The organism is Aeromonas sp. s5 (assembly GCF_040907865.1).
Classification (GTDB): domain Bacteria; phylum Pseudomonadota; class Gammaproteobacteria; order Enterobacterales; family Aeromonadaceae; genus Aeromonas; species Aeromonas dhakensis.
In genome coordinates this window covers 158,826-173,447 of record NZ_JBFOCO010000014.1, presented here as the reverse complement: position 1 = coordinate 173,447, position 14,622 = coordinate 158,826, and the positions used below count along the sequence as shown (strand labels likewise).

Sequence of the window (14,622 nt, the reverse complement as noted above, 5' to 3'; positions counted from 1 at the left end):
CGATTAGTATCCATTTATGAGATATACAGTTTCACTGGTGCAACAATGGATCTGAACGCTGCATTGATTCTAGTGCGGATCGTCGACAAGGGTTCCTTCACGGCGGCCGCCCAGGAGCTGGGCATGACCAAGGCGACGGTGAGCCGGCGCATCGCCGAGCTGGAGCAGCGTCTCGGCGTGCGGCTGCTCTACCGCTCGACCCGCCAGCTCACCCTGACCGAGGCTGGCGAGCAGTACTATCTGCGTTGCAGCAAGGCGGTGGACGAGCTGGCCCAGGCCGAGCTGATGGTGAGCGCCAGCCAGCAGGAGGTGACCGGCACCCTCAAGCTGGCGGTGCCCATCGAGGCAGGGCAGCTGGTGGTGGGCCGACTGGTGGCGGAGTTTCTGCAGGCCTATCCCGGTCTGCAGGTGGAGCTGGAGCTGACCAATCGCATCGTGGATCCCATCAACGAGGGGCTGGATGCGATCGTGCGGATCGGCGACATGAGCGACTCGAACCTGGCGGCGCGGCGGCTGTGGAGCAACGCCCGCCTGATCTGTGCCAGCCCGGCGTACCTGGCACGCAGCCCCGCCATCACTCATCCCGAGGATCTGGTGCAACATGAGCGGGTGGCGGTGACCAGCGGCTTTTTGGCCTCGCACTGGTGCTTCGAGCGGGATGACAAGGAGGTGCTGGTTGACCCTCCCTCCCGCTTTCGGGTTAATAATATAACCTGTGCCCGAGAGGCGGCGAAGGCCGGGCTGGGGCTCGCCTCTCTGCCCGCCATGCTCTGCCACGAGGAGCTGGCGAGCGGAACCTTGGTGTCCGTGCTGCCCGAGTGGCAGCAGCCCAGGGTACCCATTTACCTGCTGTTTCCGGAGCGGCGGCTGATGCCGCGAAAATTGCGGGTGTTCATCGATTTCATCGTGGCCAAGGGGGCCGACTACGGCATAGACACCCTGCTGTAGCCGGCCAGAGCCGGTGCCGTGGTAACGGCATCGCGGGGGATCTGAGGGGGAAGACATGGATCACTGGATCAATCTGTATCGGGCTTCCCATTCGCTGGAGGCCCACGCCCTGAAAGGGGCGCTGGAAGTGGAAGGAGTGCCGGTGCGGCTCAATGGCGAGGCGCTGTCGGGCGCCCTGGGCGAACTGCCGGTGGACATGCTGCAGGTGACCCTGATGGTGCGCGAGCAGGATCGCAGCAAGGCGGGGCGGGTCATCGAACGCTATCAGCAGCGCCAGGGCAACGGCTGGCTGTGCGGTCAGTGCGGGGAGGAGAACGGCGCCAACTTCGATGTCTGCTGGCGCTGCCACCACGATCCCCACGAAAATTAATCGCTCGCCCTGCCTCAGCGCAGGGTGAAGTCGATGTCCTCCCCCGCGCTGGCGTCGTGATAGGTCGCCAGATCCAGCTCCCGCTCGCTGCGGGCAATCAATACGGAAACCAGAATATCGCCGGAGACGTTGACCGTGGTGCGCGCCATGTCGAGGATCCGGTCGATCCCGGCGATCAGTGCCACCCCCTCCAGCGGCAGTCCCACTGCGGTCAGGGTCAGCGTCAGCAGCATCAGGCCGGTGCCCGGCGTGCCCGCCGTGCCGATACTGGCCAGGGTGGCGATGCTGATGATGGTCAGGTAATCCACCAGGTGCAGATCCACCCCGAAGGCCTGAGCCACGAACAGGGCGGTCACCCCCTGATAGAGGGCGGTACCGTCCATGTTGATGGTGGCGCCGATGGGCAACACCTTGGCGGTGATGGCGGGGGAGACCCCGAGCCGGCGCTCGGCGCAGGCCAGGCTGATGGGCAGGGTGCTGTTGCTGGAGCTGCTGGTGAAGGCCACCGCCTGGGCATCGACGATGCTCTTGAAGTAGTGCAGCGGATTGAGGCGGGCCAGCAGGATCAGCAGGCTGCTGTAGACGCCGAGCACGTGCAGCAGGCAGCCGAGGTAGACGGCGCCGATCACCTTGAGCAGCGGCAGCAGCAGGCTCATGCCGTACTTGCCGGTCATCCAGGCCATCAGGGCGCAGACACCGTAAGGGGCCAGCGCCATTACCATCTGGGTCAGCTTGAACATCCCCTCCGCCAGCGAGGTGAAGAAGAGGATGGCGGGGCGGCCGCGCCGACCGGTGGCGTTGAGGGCGAGGGCGAGGGCCACCGCGAACACGATCACCTGCAGGATCTTGCCATCCACCATGGCCTGCACCGGGTTGCGCGGCACCAGGTGGCTCAGCACGCTGGCCAAGGTGGGGGACTCCGCCATGCCGACCCGCTCATAGGGCCCCATATTGGCACCCATGCCGGGTTCCAGCAGCCAGCCCATCATCAGGCCGATGCAGATGGCGACAGCGGTGGAACAGAGGTAGAGGCCGATGGCCTTGCCGGCGATGCGGTCGAGGGCCTTGCCTTTGAGCAGCGAGGTGAGGCCGGCGATGACCGAACAGAAGATGAGGGGCACCATCAGCATCTGGATGGTGTTGACGAACAGCACGCCAATGGGTTTGAGCAGCAATGCCTGTTCGCTGAAAAGGGCGCCGAGCCCGATCCCCGTCAGCATGCCGAGCAGGGTCTTCAACCAGAGCGGACGGCGGGTCCAGATCCGCCAGGGTTTGAAAGCCAGTCCATGGAACAGCATGACGCCAATGTCCTTATATTCGGTCTGCGGTGGCAAAAAGGGGCGTTAGTGTAGCCATCCCCTGCTCAGGTTGCCACATTATCGACAAAGCCGTGACCATCACCAGTACGGGGGCAGGGAAATCGGCAATTTGTTGGCCTATATCAAGGTCGTCGGCAGTGGGGCAGGATTTAATAGGCATCAAATATGTCTATTAAAGAGGTTTGCAATGACTCAATCGGTACACGGTCACGAAGTGATGGAGATGATGTTGGCGCAGGGCGGCCAGTTCACCCGGGCCAGCCTCAAGCAGGCCATAGATGCACGCTTCGGGGCGGATGCCCGTTTCCACACCTGCAGCGCCAGCGAGATGGATGCCGAGGCCCTGATCGACTTCCTGGCCAAGCGCGGCAAGTTCGTCGAATCGGAGCAGGGTTTCCAGACCCGCGCCGACAAGATCTGCAACCACGGTTGATCCCCGCCGGCGAGCGCCTGCTGCGCTCGCCGAATCCCGCCGCCTTTGTTATATTCGCCCTCTTTCCCCTCCTCTGTTGAAGGCTTGGCCTGGGCGTTGTATGGATACTTTCTCCGCTGCCGTCATGTTGTTTCTGATCATGGATCCGCTGGGCAACCTGCCGGTCTTTCTGTCGATCCTCCGCCATATCGATCCCAAGCGACGCCGTAAGGTGATGATGCGGGAGCTGCTGTTCTCGCTGGTGATCATGATGGCCTTCCTGTTCGTCGGTCAGCAGATCCTCAATTTCCTCAATCTGCGCCAGGAGGCGGTCAGCATCGCCGGCGGCATCATACTGTTCCTCATCGCCATCAAGATGATCTTCCCGAGTGAAGGGGGGGTGACCGGGCTGGCCGCGGGGGAGGAGCCCTTCCTGGTGCCCATGGCGATCCCCATGATTGCCGGCCCCTCGATCCTGGCATCCTTGCTGCTGCTGGCCAACCAGGAGCCGACCCGGATGGCGGACTGGTCGCTGGCCCTGCTGATGGCCTGGGGCGCCAGCGCCGTGATCCTGATGTTCTACGAGGTCTTCAACAAGCTGCTGGGTGAGCGAGGACTCACCGCGGTGGAGCGGCTGATGGGTATGCTGCTGGTGATGATCTCGGTGCAGATGCTGCTCGACGGGGTGCACCACTACCTGGCGGTGACCGGTCAGAACTGACTGGCTAACAGGAAAGACGCGGGGCTCGACGAGCCCCGTTTTTTTTGTTTGTGATCCGGCGTTTTGGCTATCAGGTGCCTGCGGCTGCCGAAGGGGCCAGCTTGCTCATTCTGTCGGGTGCTCGCGGCCTAGCACCTGTATCAGGCCGGTTCGGCAGCAGTGGGCTCCAGCTTGCCCATGATGAGGGTTAGCAGGGTTTCCCGCAGCCAGCGGTGGCCCGGATCCTCCTCGTGGCGCTGATGCCAGATCAGCAAATGGGAGATGCTGTCGAGGGCGATGGGCAGCGGCAGCGGCACCAGCGGATAGACCTGGGTGGCGTGGCGGGCGTAGAGCCGGGAGAGGGTCACTATCATGTCCGAATGCATGCCCATCCGCAGCGCCGCCTCGAAGGAGGGCACGGTCGCCTCGATGCGGCGGTAGAGATCCTGCTCCGCCAGCTTGTGATCCAGCATCCAGCGGTCGCGCCCCTCGCAATAGGTCTGCACGTGGGGATAGGCCAGGTAGCGGGTGAGATCCCATTCGGGTTCGTGCAGGGCCGGGTGGTCGTGCTGCACCAGGCAGGTCAGATCGTCGATGGCGAGCAGCCGCTGACAGATGGCGTTGGGCAGGGTGTCGAGCCGAAAGTCAGAGTTGATGCAGTTCTCCCGCACCGTGAAGGCGATGTCCACCTGGCCCTGGCTCATCTCGGTCAGGCTGTTCTCGGTCCACTCCTCGTAGCGCAGCCGGATGCCGGGGGCCTGCCGTTTCAGCTCGCTCAGGTAGAGCGGCGCGAACAGGGTAAAGGCGCTGTCCATGCTGGCGATGACGAACTCCCGCTCGGTGGTGGTCGGGTCAAAATCCGGCGGCTGGATCAGGTTGTCCAGCGACAGCAGGATCGGCTGCAGTTGCTGCTGCAGGCTGAGGGCGCGTGCTGTGGGTTCCAGCCCGTAGGCCGAGCGCACGAACAGGGGATCGTCGAAGGTTTCCCGCAGCCGGCCGAGCGCCTTGCTGACGGCAGACTGGCTCAGATGCAGGCGACGGGCCGCCCGGCTGCCGTTTCGTTCTTCCAGCAAAACTTGCAGGATTATCAATAGATTGAGGTCGATACGCCCCAGCTGTTCCAGCAACATGATATGAATCCTCTTCAATTCTTAGATGAATTTATACCATTTGTTTTCATATCTAGGCGAACTTATGCTCGAAACGTCTCTCGCCTTCAATGGCGGCTGGTACAGGATGTAGTGGTTGAGGGGACAAGTAGCATCAAGCAATACGGCGGCCTTCGGGTCGCCGTATTTTTTGGTGATTTATTTGCAAACTTGCGCCTGTCTTGATTTTGCCCAACAATCTTTGCGCCTTCTTTTGATACAAACGATCGGTATCTATCAGTCAGGAGTATCCCTATGGGACTCGGTGGAATTCATATCTGGCATTTGTTGATCCTGCTCGTCGTCGTGGTCGTGGTGTTTGGCAGCAAACGCCTGGCCGGCGCCGGGGAAGATCTGGGCACCGCCATCAGGGATTTTCGTAAAGCCTTGCGTGACGATGAATCACAGCCGAAATAAGTGGGAGTTGAATGATGTCCGTAGAAGATAAAGTGGAATTGAACGAGACCTGTGACAGCTGCGGCTGCTTCGCCGAAATTGGCACCATCATCGGCGAGGGTGACGATGTGATGGAGCTGGTGATCGAGGCCGCCGAAGAGGCCGACGCCCGCGCCAAGCTGGCCGCCTACGAGGCGCTGGCCAAGCAGGTCTCCGCCGAAGCCAAGAGCAGCAGCGAACTGAGCCAGGGCGCCAACGGCGTGATCCTGAAAGCCCGCCTGCAATTCACCTGCACCGCCGAAAAACTCATTTTCGAGATGCGTGCCCGCTCTATCTGAGCCCCCTGAAAACACGGCAGGTTCGCCTGCCGTGCTGACCCTTCTGCTGTGGGTCTGCGTTCTATAGTTAGTTATCCCACAGACGGTTTTGCCCGACGCGAGTCGGCCAACAGAAGGCGATCTCATCATGGTTCAGCGCAGGCTCTTCGCCACCCCCCTCCACGTCGCTCATCATCTGTTTGACCAGCCCGGACAGCCACTGGCGGTGACGCCATGAGGCGGCGCTGGCTCTGGAGCCTGCTCTTCCTGTGGGCGCTGCCGCTGCTGGCGGCGGATCTCAAGCCGCAGCGGCTGCCCCAGCCAGGGGATCTCGCCAGCATATTGCAAAAGAAAGAGCTGAGGGCCCTGGTGGTCTATGAGCGGGGCTTTTTCTTCCTCGACAAGGGGACCCAGCACGGCATCCTGGTCAACCAGCTGCAGGGGTTCGAGCGCTGGCTGAACCAGACCTACCTGGCCAAGGAGAAGATCAAGCTCAAGATCATCTACATCCCGGTGCGCCAGGACAAGCTGCTGGACTATCTCGCCGAGGGGCGGGGGGATCTGGTGGCTGCCAACATGACGGTGACGCCGACCCGGCGCGAGCAGGTGACCTTCTCCAACCCGGTGATCGCCCCCATCGAAGAGTGGGTGGTGAGCCAGCACAGCCTGCCGACCTTCAACCGCATTACCCAACTCTCAGGCCGGCGGGTCTGGGTGCGGGCCAGCTCCAGCTATTACGAGAGCCTGCGCCAGCTCAACTGGCTGTTTCGCGAGCTGGGGCTGCCCCCCGTCTATATCGAAACCGTGCCTGAATACCTGCAGGACGGGGATCTGCTGGAGATGGTGGCGGCCGGCATCATACCGCTCACCGTGACCGACAGCTTCAAGGGGCGGATCTGGCTCGGCATGATCAGCGGGCTGCGAGCCCACAAGTTGATCCCGCTGCGGGACAACGGCCGCAGCGCCTGGGCCCTGCGCAACAACAGCCCAGAGCTGCTCAAGGCGGTCAACGACTATCTGGCCGATGCCGGCAAGCGCACTCTTTACAGCGACATGGCCCTGCGCCGCCTGCTTGCTCGCAACGACCAGATGAGCAACATATTGGCGCCGGATCCGCTGGGCCGGTTGTCGACCATCCGCAAGGTGCTGGAGCAGCAGGCCGACAAGTACCGGCTGGACTGGCTGATGCTGGCGGCGCTGGCCTACAAGGAGTCTGGCCTCAATGCCAATATCCGTTCCGAACGGGGGGCGGTGGGGATCATGCAGCTGTTGCCGAGTACCGGCAGCGAAGTGGGCATTCGCGGCGCCCGCCTCGCCAGCCTGGAGGGTAACGTGGAGGCGGCCTGCCGCTACATGCGGTTGATCCTCGACACCTATTTCAACGATCCCAAGCTGGACGTGCTCAACCGCCACCTGTTTGCGCTGGCGGCCTACAATGCCGGCCCGAACCGGGTGCAAGCGCTCAGGGCCAAGGCCGAGGCCGCCGGACTGGATCCCGACGTCTGGTTCGGCAACGTGGAGCAGCTGGTGGCCAACGAGGTGGGCCAGGGGCCCATCAACTATGTCAGCACCATCTACAAGTACTATGTGGCCTACCGCTTCAGTCTGCCCCAGCTGGAGGGGAAGGCGGCCGCCATCGAGGCGGTGGCCCAGCCCTGACGTCCGGCTAGTGCGATGGGGCGGGCGAGGTGAAAGGCTGCCAGGCCTGATCCCTGTGTTGCAGATACCAGGGGGTCAGCTGGCCGCTCGGCGAGGGATCCGGCTCACTGGCCTGCGGTCTGTGACTGATGGCGGGGCGATCCGTGAGTTCCATGGTAAATTCCTTCATCCTGTTGCTACGAGGCCCTTAGCCAGCGTTATGCCATTTCCTCATGACAGGCGGATGACGCCATGATCCCCGCTGAATTCGCCCTGATCGACCAGCCCGAGCTGGCGCTCAAGCTGCGCTGTCAGCTGATCCGCGGCGCCAGAAGCCGGATCCAGGCCCAGTACTACAGCTGGGAGGAGGACAGCAGCGGCAAGCTGCTGCTGTCGGAGCTGCTGCATGCCGCCAAACGCGGGGTGCGGGTGCAGCTGCTCATCGACGACCTCTATGCCGGCGACAACCGCTTCCTGGAGATGGTGGCCCACCAGCCGGGCATCGAGGTGCGTCTGTTCAATCCCTTCTGGTTGCGCGGCTGGCGGCCACTGACCCTGCTGCTGGAAGGGTTGCTCAGCTTTCGCCGCATCAATCACCGCATGCACAACAAGCTGCTGCTGGTGGATGGCAGCCAGGCGGTGATCGGTGGTCGCAATATCGGGGATCGTTACTTCGGACTCGGCGGTGCCCCCCAGTTCGTCGATCTGGATCTTGCCTGCCGCGGCCCGCTCTGCCAGCGGGTCGAGCAGGGATTCGATCAATTCTGGCGCAGCCGCTGGAGCCACCCGATCCGCCGTCTGTTGCGCCGCCCGCTGCAACGGGCCGAGGCGCAGGTGGTGAACGACTTCCTGCTGACCCTGAACGAGCCGCAGGTGGCGGCCGTCTATGACCTGCCGGCCAGCCTGTTCGATCCCGAGCCCATCCCCCTGCGCTGGCATGCCGGGCGGGCCGAGGTGTGGTTTGACCGCCCTGGCAAGGGGCTGGTATCCCGGCCCACCACGGCGCGCCTGCTCTGGCGCAAACTGGCCGACAATCAGGGCACATTGCGCCTGGTCACCCCCTATCTCATCCTGACCCGGGGTCTGCGCCGCCGGCTCAGGCAGCAGCGCCAGGCGGGGGTGACCATCGACATCCTGACCAACTCCCTGGCCAGCACGGATGTGCCGCTGGTGTACGGCGCCTACCGCCGTCACCGCCCCTGGCTGATACGCCAGGGCATAGCGCTGTCGGAGCTGGAGGGGGCATCTCTCAGCCTGCACGCCAAGCTGATCCTGGTGGGGGAGGAGGAGGCGCTACTCGGCAGCTTCAATCTGGATCCGCGCTCCCTGCTGCTCAACACCGAGCTGGTACTGCATCTGGCCTGCCCCGCGCTGTGCGCGGAGTTGCAGCAGTGGCTGACGACCTGGCAGCAGCGTTCATCCCACTCGGTGGCTGCCCCGCCCTCGACCCTGCGCCGCCTGCTGGCTAGGGTCAGTGACTGGTTGCCGTTGCAGCGCTGGTTGTGAGTGGATCACGGCTTGTGCGAGATCTCGCAAAGCCTTGTGCGCCTTCGAGGATAACGTTTGCCATCCAATGGCGATGGGGTGATTTATCGTATTGTTTTTAATCAGATTGTTTTCTGGTTGAAGTTGGATGAGCGGCAGATGCTTGCATAGATGGCCAAATATATCAGTTTTTTATTTTATTTATCTGCGTAATATTTCAACTGCAAGGACAACACGGCGGCTTGCCGTCGTGCGGAAGAGGGTCGTGAAGGGAATCGGCCGACTGGATCGCTCCAGCCGGAGCCTGCTTCAGATGGGTAGCGGAAACTCAGGAAACAGGAGAGGAACCCGACGGGACCGGATTCCAATATGGAACATGCTATTTGCGAGGGGGTGACATGCGAGTGTCACCCCATTTTTTATGGCCTGCTGGCTGGGCTGAACAAAAAGACCGCCGATTGGCGGTCTTTTTGTTTGCGTAGTCTGACGGCCGATGATCAGGCGATGCCTGCCAACAGGCGGCTCCAGTTGCGTTTGGCCACGGTGAAGGCATCGTGCAGGCTGCGATACTCCAGCTGCAGTTTCAGCTGGTCGTAGCGGGCCAGCGCCTTGCGCTTGCGCTGCTCCAGCAGGCGTTTGCGGCTGGCGTAGTAGTGCTGCAGCTGCTGGCTCAGCTTGTCGTACTCCTCTTGCAGCAACGCCTGCCACAGCTCCCTGTCGTCCTGTCTGTGCAGCCTGGCCTGGGCCCGTTTCAGCTGCATCTCCAGCCTGGCCTGCTCGATCCGCTCTTCCGGGCAGGCGCGCAGATCCCGTGCCAGCCCGCACCAGGCGGCACTGCGGATCAGCCACTTGGTAGGATCGAACTGCCACCAGCGGATGCCGTTGCGATAGTCGTTCTCGAACAGGTGGTGGAAGTTGTGGTAGCCCTCGCCGAAGGTGAAGAAGGCCAGGATGCCGTTGTCCCGCGCGCTGTTGCGGTCGGTGAAGGGCTGACTGCCCCAGATGTGGGCCAGGGAGTTGATGAAGAAGGTGGTGTGATGGGTCATCACCATGCGCAGCACCCCGGCCAGCAGCAGCATGCCGAGCAGATCGCCGTGGACGAGCCCCAGCAGCAGCGGGATGCCGATGTTGGTGGCCAGGGTCAGCGCCAGATAGTGCCTGTGCTGGAAGGCGACCACGGGGTTGTTCTGCAGATCCCGCACGTTGCTGTAGTCGTGGTAGATGTCGCGCTGATATTCCCGCAGCATCCAGCCGATGTGGGAGAACCAGAAGCCGCGGCCCGCACTGTAGGGATCCTTCTGGTTGTCATCCACGTGGCGGTGGTGGCGACGATGATCGGAAGACCAGTGCAGCGCCGAGTTTTGCAGGGCGAGGGCGCCGCCGATGGCGAAGATCCACTGCAGGATCGGGTGCGCCTTGTAGGCCTTGTGCGACCAGAGCCGGTGGTAGCCGGCGGTGATGGAGATGCCGCAATAGCAGAACAGCAGCAGGAAGCTGCCCCACTGCCAGAGGTCATAGCCATGGGTCATGCCGTACCAGGGCACGGCGATCAGGGCGGTCAGCCCGGAGAGGGCGAACAGCAGGGTGTTGGTCATGATGATCGGGGGGCGTTCCATCTCACTCGGTTCCTTTCAGCGAACAGCTGTGCGCTATTTTCCATGCAGCCGGAATTGGGGTCAATGGTAAAAAAGTAGGAGACAAACCTGATCCTGGCGCAGCCTTCGGGTTATCATTTGGCCTCGATAACCTGAAGGTGACTGTTTTCGTGGGTATTCGCGCGCAACAAAAAGAAAAAACCCGGCGTACTCTGATCGAGGCGGCGTTCAGCCAACTGTGCGCCAATCGCAGCTTTTCCAACCTCAGTCTGCGGGAAGTGGCGCGGGAGGCCGGCATTGCGCCCACCTCCTTCTATCGTCATTTTCGCGACATGGAGGAGCTGGGGCTGACCCTGGTGGATGAAGGCGGCCTGACCTTGCGCCAGTTGATGCGCCAGGCGCGTCAGCGCATTGCGGGTGGCGGCAGCGTCATCAGTACCTCGGTACAGACGTTCATGGAGTTCGTCGAGAACAACCCGAACATCTTCCGGCTGCTGCTGCGCGAGCGCTCCGGCACCTCTGCTGCATTTCGCCAGGCGGTGGCGCGGGAGATCCAGCATTTCATCGCCGAGCTGACCGACTACCTCGAAGCCACCACGGGGGCGCCGCGGGAAGAGGCCTACATCCAGGCCGAGGCCATGGTGACCATCGTCTTCAGTGCCGGTGCCGACGCCCTCGACATGACCAGCGAGGAGTGCCGGGCCTTGTCCGATCGCACCATCCGTCAGCTGCGCATGATCGCCATGGGCGCCGAGGTCCAGAACCAGAAGCGCCGTGAACCTCTCTCTTAAGTCAAAGGATGGACAGCTCCATGCATGACCAGAACACGATTCCGAAGAAACCCCTGCTGCTGGCCCTGCTCATCGGCATCTGTGGTGATGCCTCCCTGACGGTCTTGTCAGAGTCTGCGGTGCCCTTCTCCTTCTTCCCGATGATCGCCTTCGTGCTGGCCGCCTATCAGCTATACCAGCACTACCGTCATGTCTCGCTGGAGGGCAACACCCCGGTCTGCATGCTGCTCAGCTTCTTCATCGGCGTGTTCGGCCATTCGGCGCTGGTCAAGGTGCAGTACCCAGAGCTTGGCAGCAACTTCTTCTCGCTGATCATGATGTTGCTGCTGCTGGCCGTGCTCTCCATCAAGCTCGGCATCAGCGTGGGGAAAAAAGAGAAGGAGTGACCAGCACTCCTTCCATCACCACCATGACAGAGCCGGGATCACCCGGCTTTGTTGTCTTCGCCGCGCCGCTTGGCATCGACGATGGCCTGCAGCTTGGCGCGGATCTCCACCATGCCGAACACCCCGAACACCAGCACCTGGGTAAACTCGAGCCGGCTAACCGCGAAGTAGGGCTTGCAGGCAGCCTTGACCATACTGGCCTGCACCCAGTGCATCAGGATCACGATCACGCCGCACACCGGCAGGAAGCCATTGAGCTTGCCCGGCAGCGGGGCGATCAGGCTGACCAGCACGCCGAACCAGAAGAACAGGATCAGACCCATCGCCAACAGATTAAACACCCGCTTCATCGTTTACCTCCCGCACATAGTGTTGATAGCAGACCTGATTTGATCGGCCTGTTTGTCCTTGAGTCGTTGTCCAGATTGACGGGGAGGGGCTCGTGCCCATCTTCCCCAGCCACCCGGCTGTTAAACCGCGGCGTCATTCTTGATCTCTCGCAGATAGAGCTGGTAGCAGACCTGACCCGCTTGCTTGTCCTTGAGCAGTTGCCAGCTGGCCGGCAGCGGCAGATCGGCCATCTCCTTCTCTCGCTCCAGATAGATTAGGGCGTCCGGCGCCAGCCAGCCGCGCAGCTCCAGCAGCTCGCACACCTGGGGCAGCAACTCGCGGCGAAAGGGGGGGTCGAGAAACACCAGGTCGAACGGCGTGGCCGGCCCCTGCAGCCAGCTGACGGCATCGGCCTGGATCACCTGACCCTGGCTGCTACCGAGGGTGGTCAGGTTCTTCTTGATCTGCTCGGCGGCGCCCCTGTCCATCTCGATCAGGGTGACCTGCTCGGCGTAACGCGATAGCGCCTCCAGCCCCAGCCCGCCGCTGCCGGCGAACAGATCCAGGCAGCGGGTGCCGCGCACATGGGGAGCCAGCCAGTTGAAGATGGTCTCCTTGACGCGATCCGTGGTGGGTCTGAGTCCTTCCACATCCCTGACCGGCAGTTTGCGGCCTCGCCACTGGCCGCTGATGATTCTTACAAAGCCCGATTTCCCCTGCGGGGCTGGGCTCTTGCTCGGGCCGTTACGGCTGGATTTCACTCTGGGCATCGCGTTTCGTCGTCAGAAAATAAAGTGATAGTATAAGGCGGTTCATTTTTATGCCGACCCGCCGAGGGACGGCTATCTTAGCAGTCAGCCTTTGATGTGAGTATTTTTAGATGGCAAAAGGTTTGTTTTCCTGGCTGGGTTTCGGCCGCAAGAAAGAAGAGGCTGAGGCTGTCCAACCACAGACACCGCAAGCCACCCCGACTACCGCTGAGCCCGAAGTCGCGGCTCACCCCGCTCCCGCTCCCGTTTCCGAGACGACTGTTTCCGATAGTACGCCGGCCGTCGCTGCTGAAGTGCCCGCCAGCGCACAGAATTCCGTTTTGCACGATGATTGCTGCCCGCCTGCCGAGCTGGACGACCATGGTCCGCTGGTGGTGGAGGAGTGTGCCTCCGATCTGGAGCCGGTGATCGTCAATGAAGCCCTGATCGCCGAAGAGGAGCGTGCGGCTGCCGAGGCGCAAGCCGCTGAGGCTGCCGAAGAGGATCGCATTGCCGCCGAAGCCCGCGCGGCGGAAGAGGCTCGCGTTGCCGCCGAAGCCCGCGCCGCAGAAGAGGCCCGTCTTGCCGCCGAAGCCCGCGCGGCAGAAGAGGCTCGCGTTGCCGCCGAAGTCCGCGCCGCAGAGGAGGCTCGCATTGCTGCCGAGGCCTGCGCTGCCGAAGAGGCGCGCATTGCTGCCGAAGCCCGTGCGGCAGAAGAGGCTCGCGTTGCCGCCGAAGTCCGCGCCGCAGAGGAGGCTCGCATTGCCGCCGAAGCACGCGCCGCAGAAGAGGCTCGCATTGCTGCCGATGCCCGCGCGGCAGAAGAGGCTCGTATTGCTGCCGAAGCTCGTGCCGCGGAAGAGGCTCGTATTGCCGCTGAAGCGCAGGCTGCCGAGGAAGCCCGGATCGCCAAAGAGGCCCAGCGAGCGGAAGATTTGCGCCTGGTCGCCGCGATGGAGGCTGAGGCCGCTGCCCTCGCAGCTCTGCCGCTGGCCGCCAAGGTGGACGACGACACCCAGGACAAGCCGCAGCGGGAGGGCTTCTTCGCCCGCCTCAAGCGCAGCCTGGTGCGCACCAAGGAGAATATCGGTTCCGGCTTCTTCGGCCTGTTCCGTGGCAAGAAGATCGACGACGAGCTGTTCGAGGAGCTGGAGACCCAGCTGCTGACAGCGGATCTCGGTGTCGACACCACCACCCGTATCATCGAGGGGCTGGTGCAGCATGCGGATCGCAAGCAGCTCAAGGATGCCGAGGCGCTCTACGGCCTGCTCAAGCAGGACATGGGCGAGATGCTGGCCAAGGTCGAGCAGCCGCTGGTGATCGACACCGACAAGAAGCCTTACGTCATCCTGATGGTGGGCGTGAACGGGGTCGGCAAGACCACCACCATCGGCAAGCTGGCCAAGCAGTTCCAGGCCGAGGGCAAGAGCGTGATGCTGGCCGCTGGCGATACCTTCCGCGCCGCCGCCGTCGAGCAGCTGCAGGTGTGGGGTCAGCGCAACAACATTCCGGTGATTGCCCAGCACACCGGCGCCGACTCCGCCTCCGTCATCTATGATGCCATCGAGGCAGCTCGCTCGCGCGGGGCCGACGTGCTGATCGCCGATACCGCCGGCCGCCTGCAGAACAAGAGCAACCTGATGGAAGAGCTCAAGAAGGTGGTACGGGTGATGAAGAAGCTGGACGATGCGGCGCCCCACGAAATCATGCTGACCCTGGACGCAGGCACCGGCCAGAACGCCCTGAGCCAGGCCAAGCTGTTCAGCGAGGCGGTGGGCCTGACCGGCATCACCCTCACCAAGCTGGATGGCACCGCCAAGGGCGGCGTCATCTTCGCGGTGGCCGACAAGTTCCAGATTCCGATCCGCTACATCGGGGTGGGCGAGGGGATCGACGATCTGCGTCCGTTCGTCGCCAACGACTTCATCGAGGCGCTTTTCAGTCGCGAGGAGTGAGTGTCTTCGCGATGAGCAAGCTCGGGCGCCGTGAGTTGAGCGCCCCCTGCCCCGACCCAGGTCGGGGCTTGTCACTGTCAGGG

General features: G+C 62.7%; 17 protein-coding genes. 11 read left to right on the top strand and 6 right to left on the bottom strand.

Annotated elements, in window-relative coordinates; translation table 11 throughout:
* Positions 1 to 45: 45 nt before the first annotated feature.
* Both AB5Y94_RS10165 and AB5Y94_RS10160 read left to right on the top strand, forming a co-directional pair.
* Complete coding sequence (locus AB5Y94_RS10165; protein ID WP_005308024.1) at positions 46 to 948, top strand: LysR family transcriptional regulator; 903 nt, start codon at positions 46 to 48, stop codon at positions 946 to 948.
* 55 nt (positions 949 to 1,003) lie between these two features.
* Positions 1,004 to 1,318: a DUF2007 domain-containing protein gene (locus tag AB5Y94_RS10160; RefSeq protein WP_005308027.1), complete on the top strand. Its 315-nt coding sequence runs from the start codon at positions 1,004 to 1,006 to the stop codon at positions 1,316 to 1,318.
* Positions 1,319 to 1,332: 14 nt separating this feature from the next.
* Here the strand turns inward: AB5Y94_RS10160 and AB5Y94_RS10155 are convergent, their stop codons facing one another.
* Positions 1,333 to 2,616: a dicarboxylate/amino acid:cation symporter gene (locus tag AB5Y94_RS10155; protein WP_005308029.1), complete on the bottom strand. Its 1,284-nt coding sequence runs from the start codon at positions 2,614 to 2,616 to the stop codon at positions 1,333 to 1,335.
* Positions 2,617 to 2,824: 208 nt separating this feature from the next.
* On the opposite strand from AB5Y94_RS10155, the gene AB5Y94_RS10150 reads away from it, so the two are divergent.
* Both AB5Y94_RS10150 and AB5Y94_RS10145 read left to right on the top strand, forming a co-directional pair.
* Entirely contained in the window at positions 2,825 to 3,070 is a 246-nt protein-coding gene (locus AB5Y94_RS10150) for a YecH family metal-binding protein (protein WP_017785721.1), read from the top strand.
* 100 nt (positions 3,071 to 3,170) lie between these two features.
* Entirely contained in the window at positions 3,171 to 3,770 is a 600-nt protein-coding gene (locus AB5Y94_RS10145; protein ID WP_010635400.1) for a YhgN family NAAT transporter, read from the top strand.
* Positions 3,771 to 3,910: 140 nt separating this feature from the next.
* Here the strand turns inward: AB5Y94_RS10145 and AB5Y94_RS10140 are convergent, their stop codons facing one another.
* A complete protein-coding gene (locus AB5Y94_RS10140) occupies positions 3,911 to 4,879 on the bottom strand; it encodes a LysR substrate-binding domain-containing protein (RefSeq protein ID WP_017408788.1) in 969 nt (322 codons plus the stop codon).
* 273 nt (positions 4,880 to 5,152) lie between these two features.
* Here AB5Y94_RS10140 and tatA point away from each other — a divergent pair, with 273 nt between their 5' ends.
* From tatA to AB5Y94_RS10125, 3 genes are all read left to right on the top strand, one after another.
* Positions 5,153 to 5,314 carry a twin-arginine translocase TatA/TatE family subunit gene (gene tatA, locus AB5Y94_RS10135; protein ID WP_005308036.1) on the top strand — a complete coding sequence of 54 codons (162 nt, stop codon included), beginning with the start codon at positions 5,153 to 5,155 and terminating at the stop codon, positions 5,312 to 5,314.
* Between the two features lie 14 nt (positions 5,315 to 5,328).
* Positions 5,329 to 5,631, top strand: a complete 303-nt coding sequence (locus AB5Y94_RS10130; RefSeq protein WP_336291470.1) for a YfcZ/YiiS family protein — start codon at positions 5,329 to 5,331, stop codon at positions 5,629 to 5,631.
* Positions 5,632 to 5,844: 213 nt separating this feature from the next.
* Positions 5,845 to 7,269 (top strand): lytic transglycosylase F, encoded by a 1,425-nt coding sequence (locus tag AB5Y94_RS10125; protein WP_026141109.1) that lies wholly within the window; start codon positions 5,845 to 5,847, stop codon positions 7,267 to 7,269.
* A 7-nt stretch (positions 7,270 to 7,276) separates the two neighbouring features.
* Here the strand turns inward: AB5Y94_RS10125 and AB5Y94_RS10120 are convergent, their stop codons facing one another.
* Positions 7,277 to 7,423 carry a hypothetical protein gene (locus tag AB5Y94_RS10120; protein WP_005308040.1) on the bottom strand — a complete coding sequence of 49 codons (147 nt, stop codon included), beginning with the start codon at positions 7,421 to 7,423 and terminating at the stop codon, positions 7,277 to 7,279.
* A gap of 77 nt (positions 7,424 to 7,500) precedes the next feature.
* Here AB5Y94_RS10120 and AB5Y94_RS10115 point away from each other — a divergent pair, with 77 nt between their 5' ends.
* Positions 7,501 to 8,754: a phospholipase D family protein gene (locus AB5Y94_RS10115; RefSeq protein WP_368205441.1), complete on the top strand. Its 1,254-nt coding sequence runs from the start codon at positions 7,501 to 7,503 to the stop codon at positions 8,752 to 8,754.
* Positions 8,755 to 9,230: 476 nt separating this feature from the next.
* Here the strand turns inward: AB5Y94_RS10115 and AB5Y94_RS10110 are convergent, their stop codons facing one another.
* Positions 9,231 to 10,349, bottom strand: coding sequence for a fatty acid desaturase (locus AB5Y94_RS10110; RefSeq protein WP_065017355.1), 1,119 nt, complete (start codon positions 10,347 to 10,349; stop codon positions 9,231 to 9,233).
* 149 nt (positions 10,350 to 10,498) lie between these two features.
* Here AB5Y94_RS10110 and fabR point away from each other — a divergent pair, with 149 nt between their 5' ends.
* On the top strand, positions 10,499 to 11,119 hold the full coding sequence (gene fabR / locus AB5Y94_RS10105; RefSeq protein ID WP_005308043.1) for an HTH-type transcriptional repressor FabR: 621 nt from the start codon (positions 10,499 to 10,501) through the stop codon (positions 11,117 to 11,119).
* Between the two features lie 20 nt (positions 11,120 to 11,139).
* Positions 11,140 to 11,505, top strand: a complete 366-nt coding sequence (locus tag AB5Y94_RS10100) for a YijD family membrane protein (RefSeq protein WP_005308044.1) — start codon at positions 11,140 to 11,142, stop codon at positions 11,503 to 11,505.
* Positions 11,506 to 11,543: 38 nt separating this feature from the next.
* On the opposite strand, the gene AB5Y94_RS10095 is transcribed toward AB5Y94_RS10100, so the two are convergent.
* Together AB5Y94_RS10095 and rsmD are read right to left on the bottom strand one after the other, a co-directional pair.
* Positions 11,544 to 11,855 (bottom strand): DUF1145 domain-containing protein, encoded by a 312-nt coding sequence (locus AB5Y94_RS10095; RefSeq protein WP_065017356.1) that lies wholly within the window; start codon positions 11,853 to 11,855, stop codon positions 11,544 to 11,546.
* Positions 11,856 to 11,975: 120 nt separating this feature from the next.
* Positions 11,976 to 12,605: a 16S rRNA (guanine(966)-N(2))-methyltransferase RsmD gene (gene rsmD, locus AB5Y94_RS10090; RefSeq protein ID WP_065017357.1), complete on the bottom strand. Its 630-nt coding sequence runs from the start codon at positions 12,603 to 12,605 to the stop codon at positions 11,976 to 11,978.
* Positions 12,606 to 12,715: 110 nt separating this feature from the next.
* On the opposite strand from rsmD, the gene ftsY reads away from it, so the two are divergent.
* Positions 12,716 to 14,539, top strand: a complete 1,824-nt coding sequence (ftsY, locus tag AB5Y94_RS10085) for a signal recognition particle-docking protein FtsY (RefSeq protein ID WP_368205440.1) — start codon at positions 12,716 to 12,718, stop codon at positions 14,537 to 14,539.
* The last annotated feature ends 83 nt before the right edge of the window (positions 14,540 to 14,622 follow it).

Bases quoted from the DNA above. Each gene is read 5' to 3' on its own strand.
- rsmD (WP_065017357.1), bottom strand. From the start codon at position 12,605: ATGCCCAGAGTGAAATCCAGCCGTAACGGCCCGAGCAAGAGCCCAGCC.
- AB5Y94_RS10100 (WP_005308044.1), top strand. From the start codon at position 11,140: ATGCATGACCAGAACACGATTCCGAAGAAACCCCTGCTGCTGGCCCTG.
- ftsY (WP_368205440.1), top strand. From the start codon at position 12,716: ATGGCAAAAGGTTTGTTTTCCTGGCTGGGTTTCGGCCGCAAGAAAGAA.
- AB5Y94_RS10155 (WP_005308029.1), bottom strand. From the start codon at position 2,616: ATGCTGTTCCATGGACTGGCTTTCAAACCCTGGCGGATCTGGACCCGC.
- AB5Y94_RS10110 (WP_065017355.1), bottom strand. From the start codon at position 10,349: ATGGAACGCCCCCCGATCATCATGACCAACACCCTGCTGTTCGCCCTC.
- AB5Y94_RS10140 (WP_017408788.1), bottom strand. From the start codon at position 4,879: ATGTTGCTGGAACAGCTGGGGCGTATCGACCTCAATCTATTGATAATC.
- AB5Y94_RS10095 (WP_065017356.1), bottom strand. From the start codon at position 11,855: ATGAAGCGGGTGTTTAATCTGTTGGCGATGGGTCTGATCCTGTTCTTC.
- tatA (WP_005308036.1), top strand. From the start codon at position 5,153: ATGGGACTCGGTGGAATTCATATCTGGCATTTGTTGATCCTGCTCGTC.
- AB5Y94_RS10125 (WP_026141109.1), top strand. From the start codon at position 5,845: ATGAGGCGGCGCTGGCTCTGGAGCCTGCTCTTCCTGTGGGCGCTGCCG.
- AB5Y94_RS10130 (WP_336291470.1), top strand. From the start codon at position 5,329: ATGTCCGTAGAAGATAAAGTGGAATTGAACGAGACCTGTGACAGCTGC.
- AB5Y94_RS10145 (WP_010635400.1), top strand. From the start codon at position 3,171: ATGGATACTTTCTCCGCTGCCGTCATGTTGTTTCTGATCATGGATCCG.
- AB5Y94_RS10160 (WP_005308027.1), top strand. From the start codon at position 1,004: ATGGATCACTGGATCAATCTGTATCGGGCTTCCCATTCGCTGGAGGCC.
- AB5Y94_RS10115 (WP_368205441.1), top strand. From the start codon at position 7,501: ATGATCCCCGCTGAATTCGCCCTGATCGACCAGCCCGAGCTGGCGCTC.
- AB5Y94_RS10165 (WP_005308024.1), top strand. From the start codon at position 46: ATGGATCTGAACGCTGCATTGATTCTAGTGCGGATCGTCGACAAGGGT.
- AB5Y94_RS10150 (WP_017785721.1), top strand. From the start codon at position 2,825: ATGACTCAATCGGTACACGGTCACGAAGTGATGGAGATGATGTTGGCG.
- AB5Y94_RS10120 (WP_005308040.1), bottom strand. From the start codon at position 7,423: ATGGAACTCACGGATCGCCCCGCCATCAGTCACAGACCGCAGGCCAGT.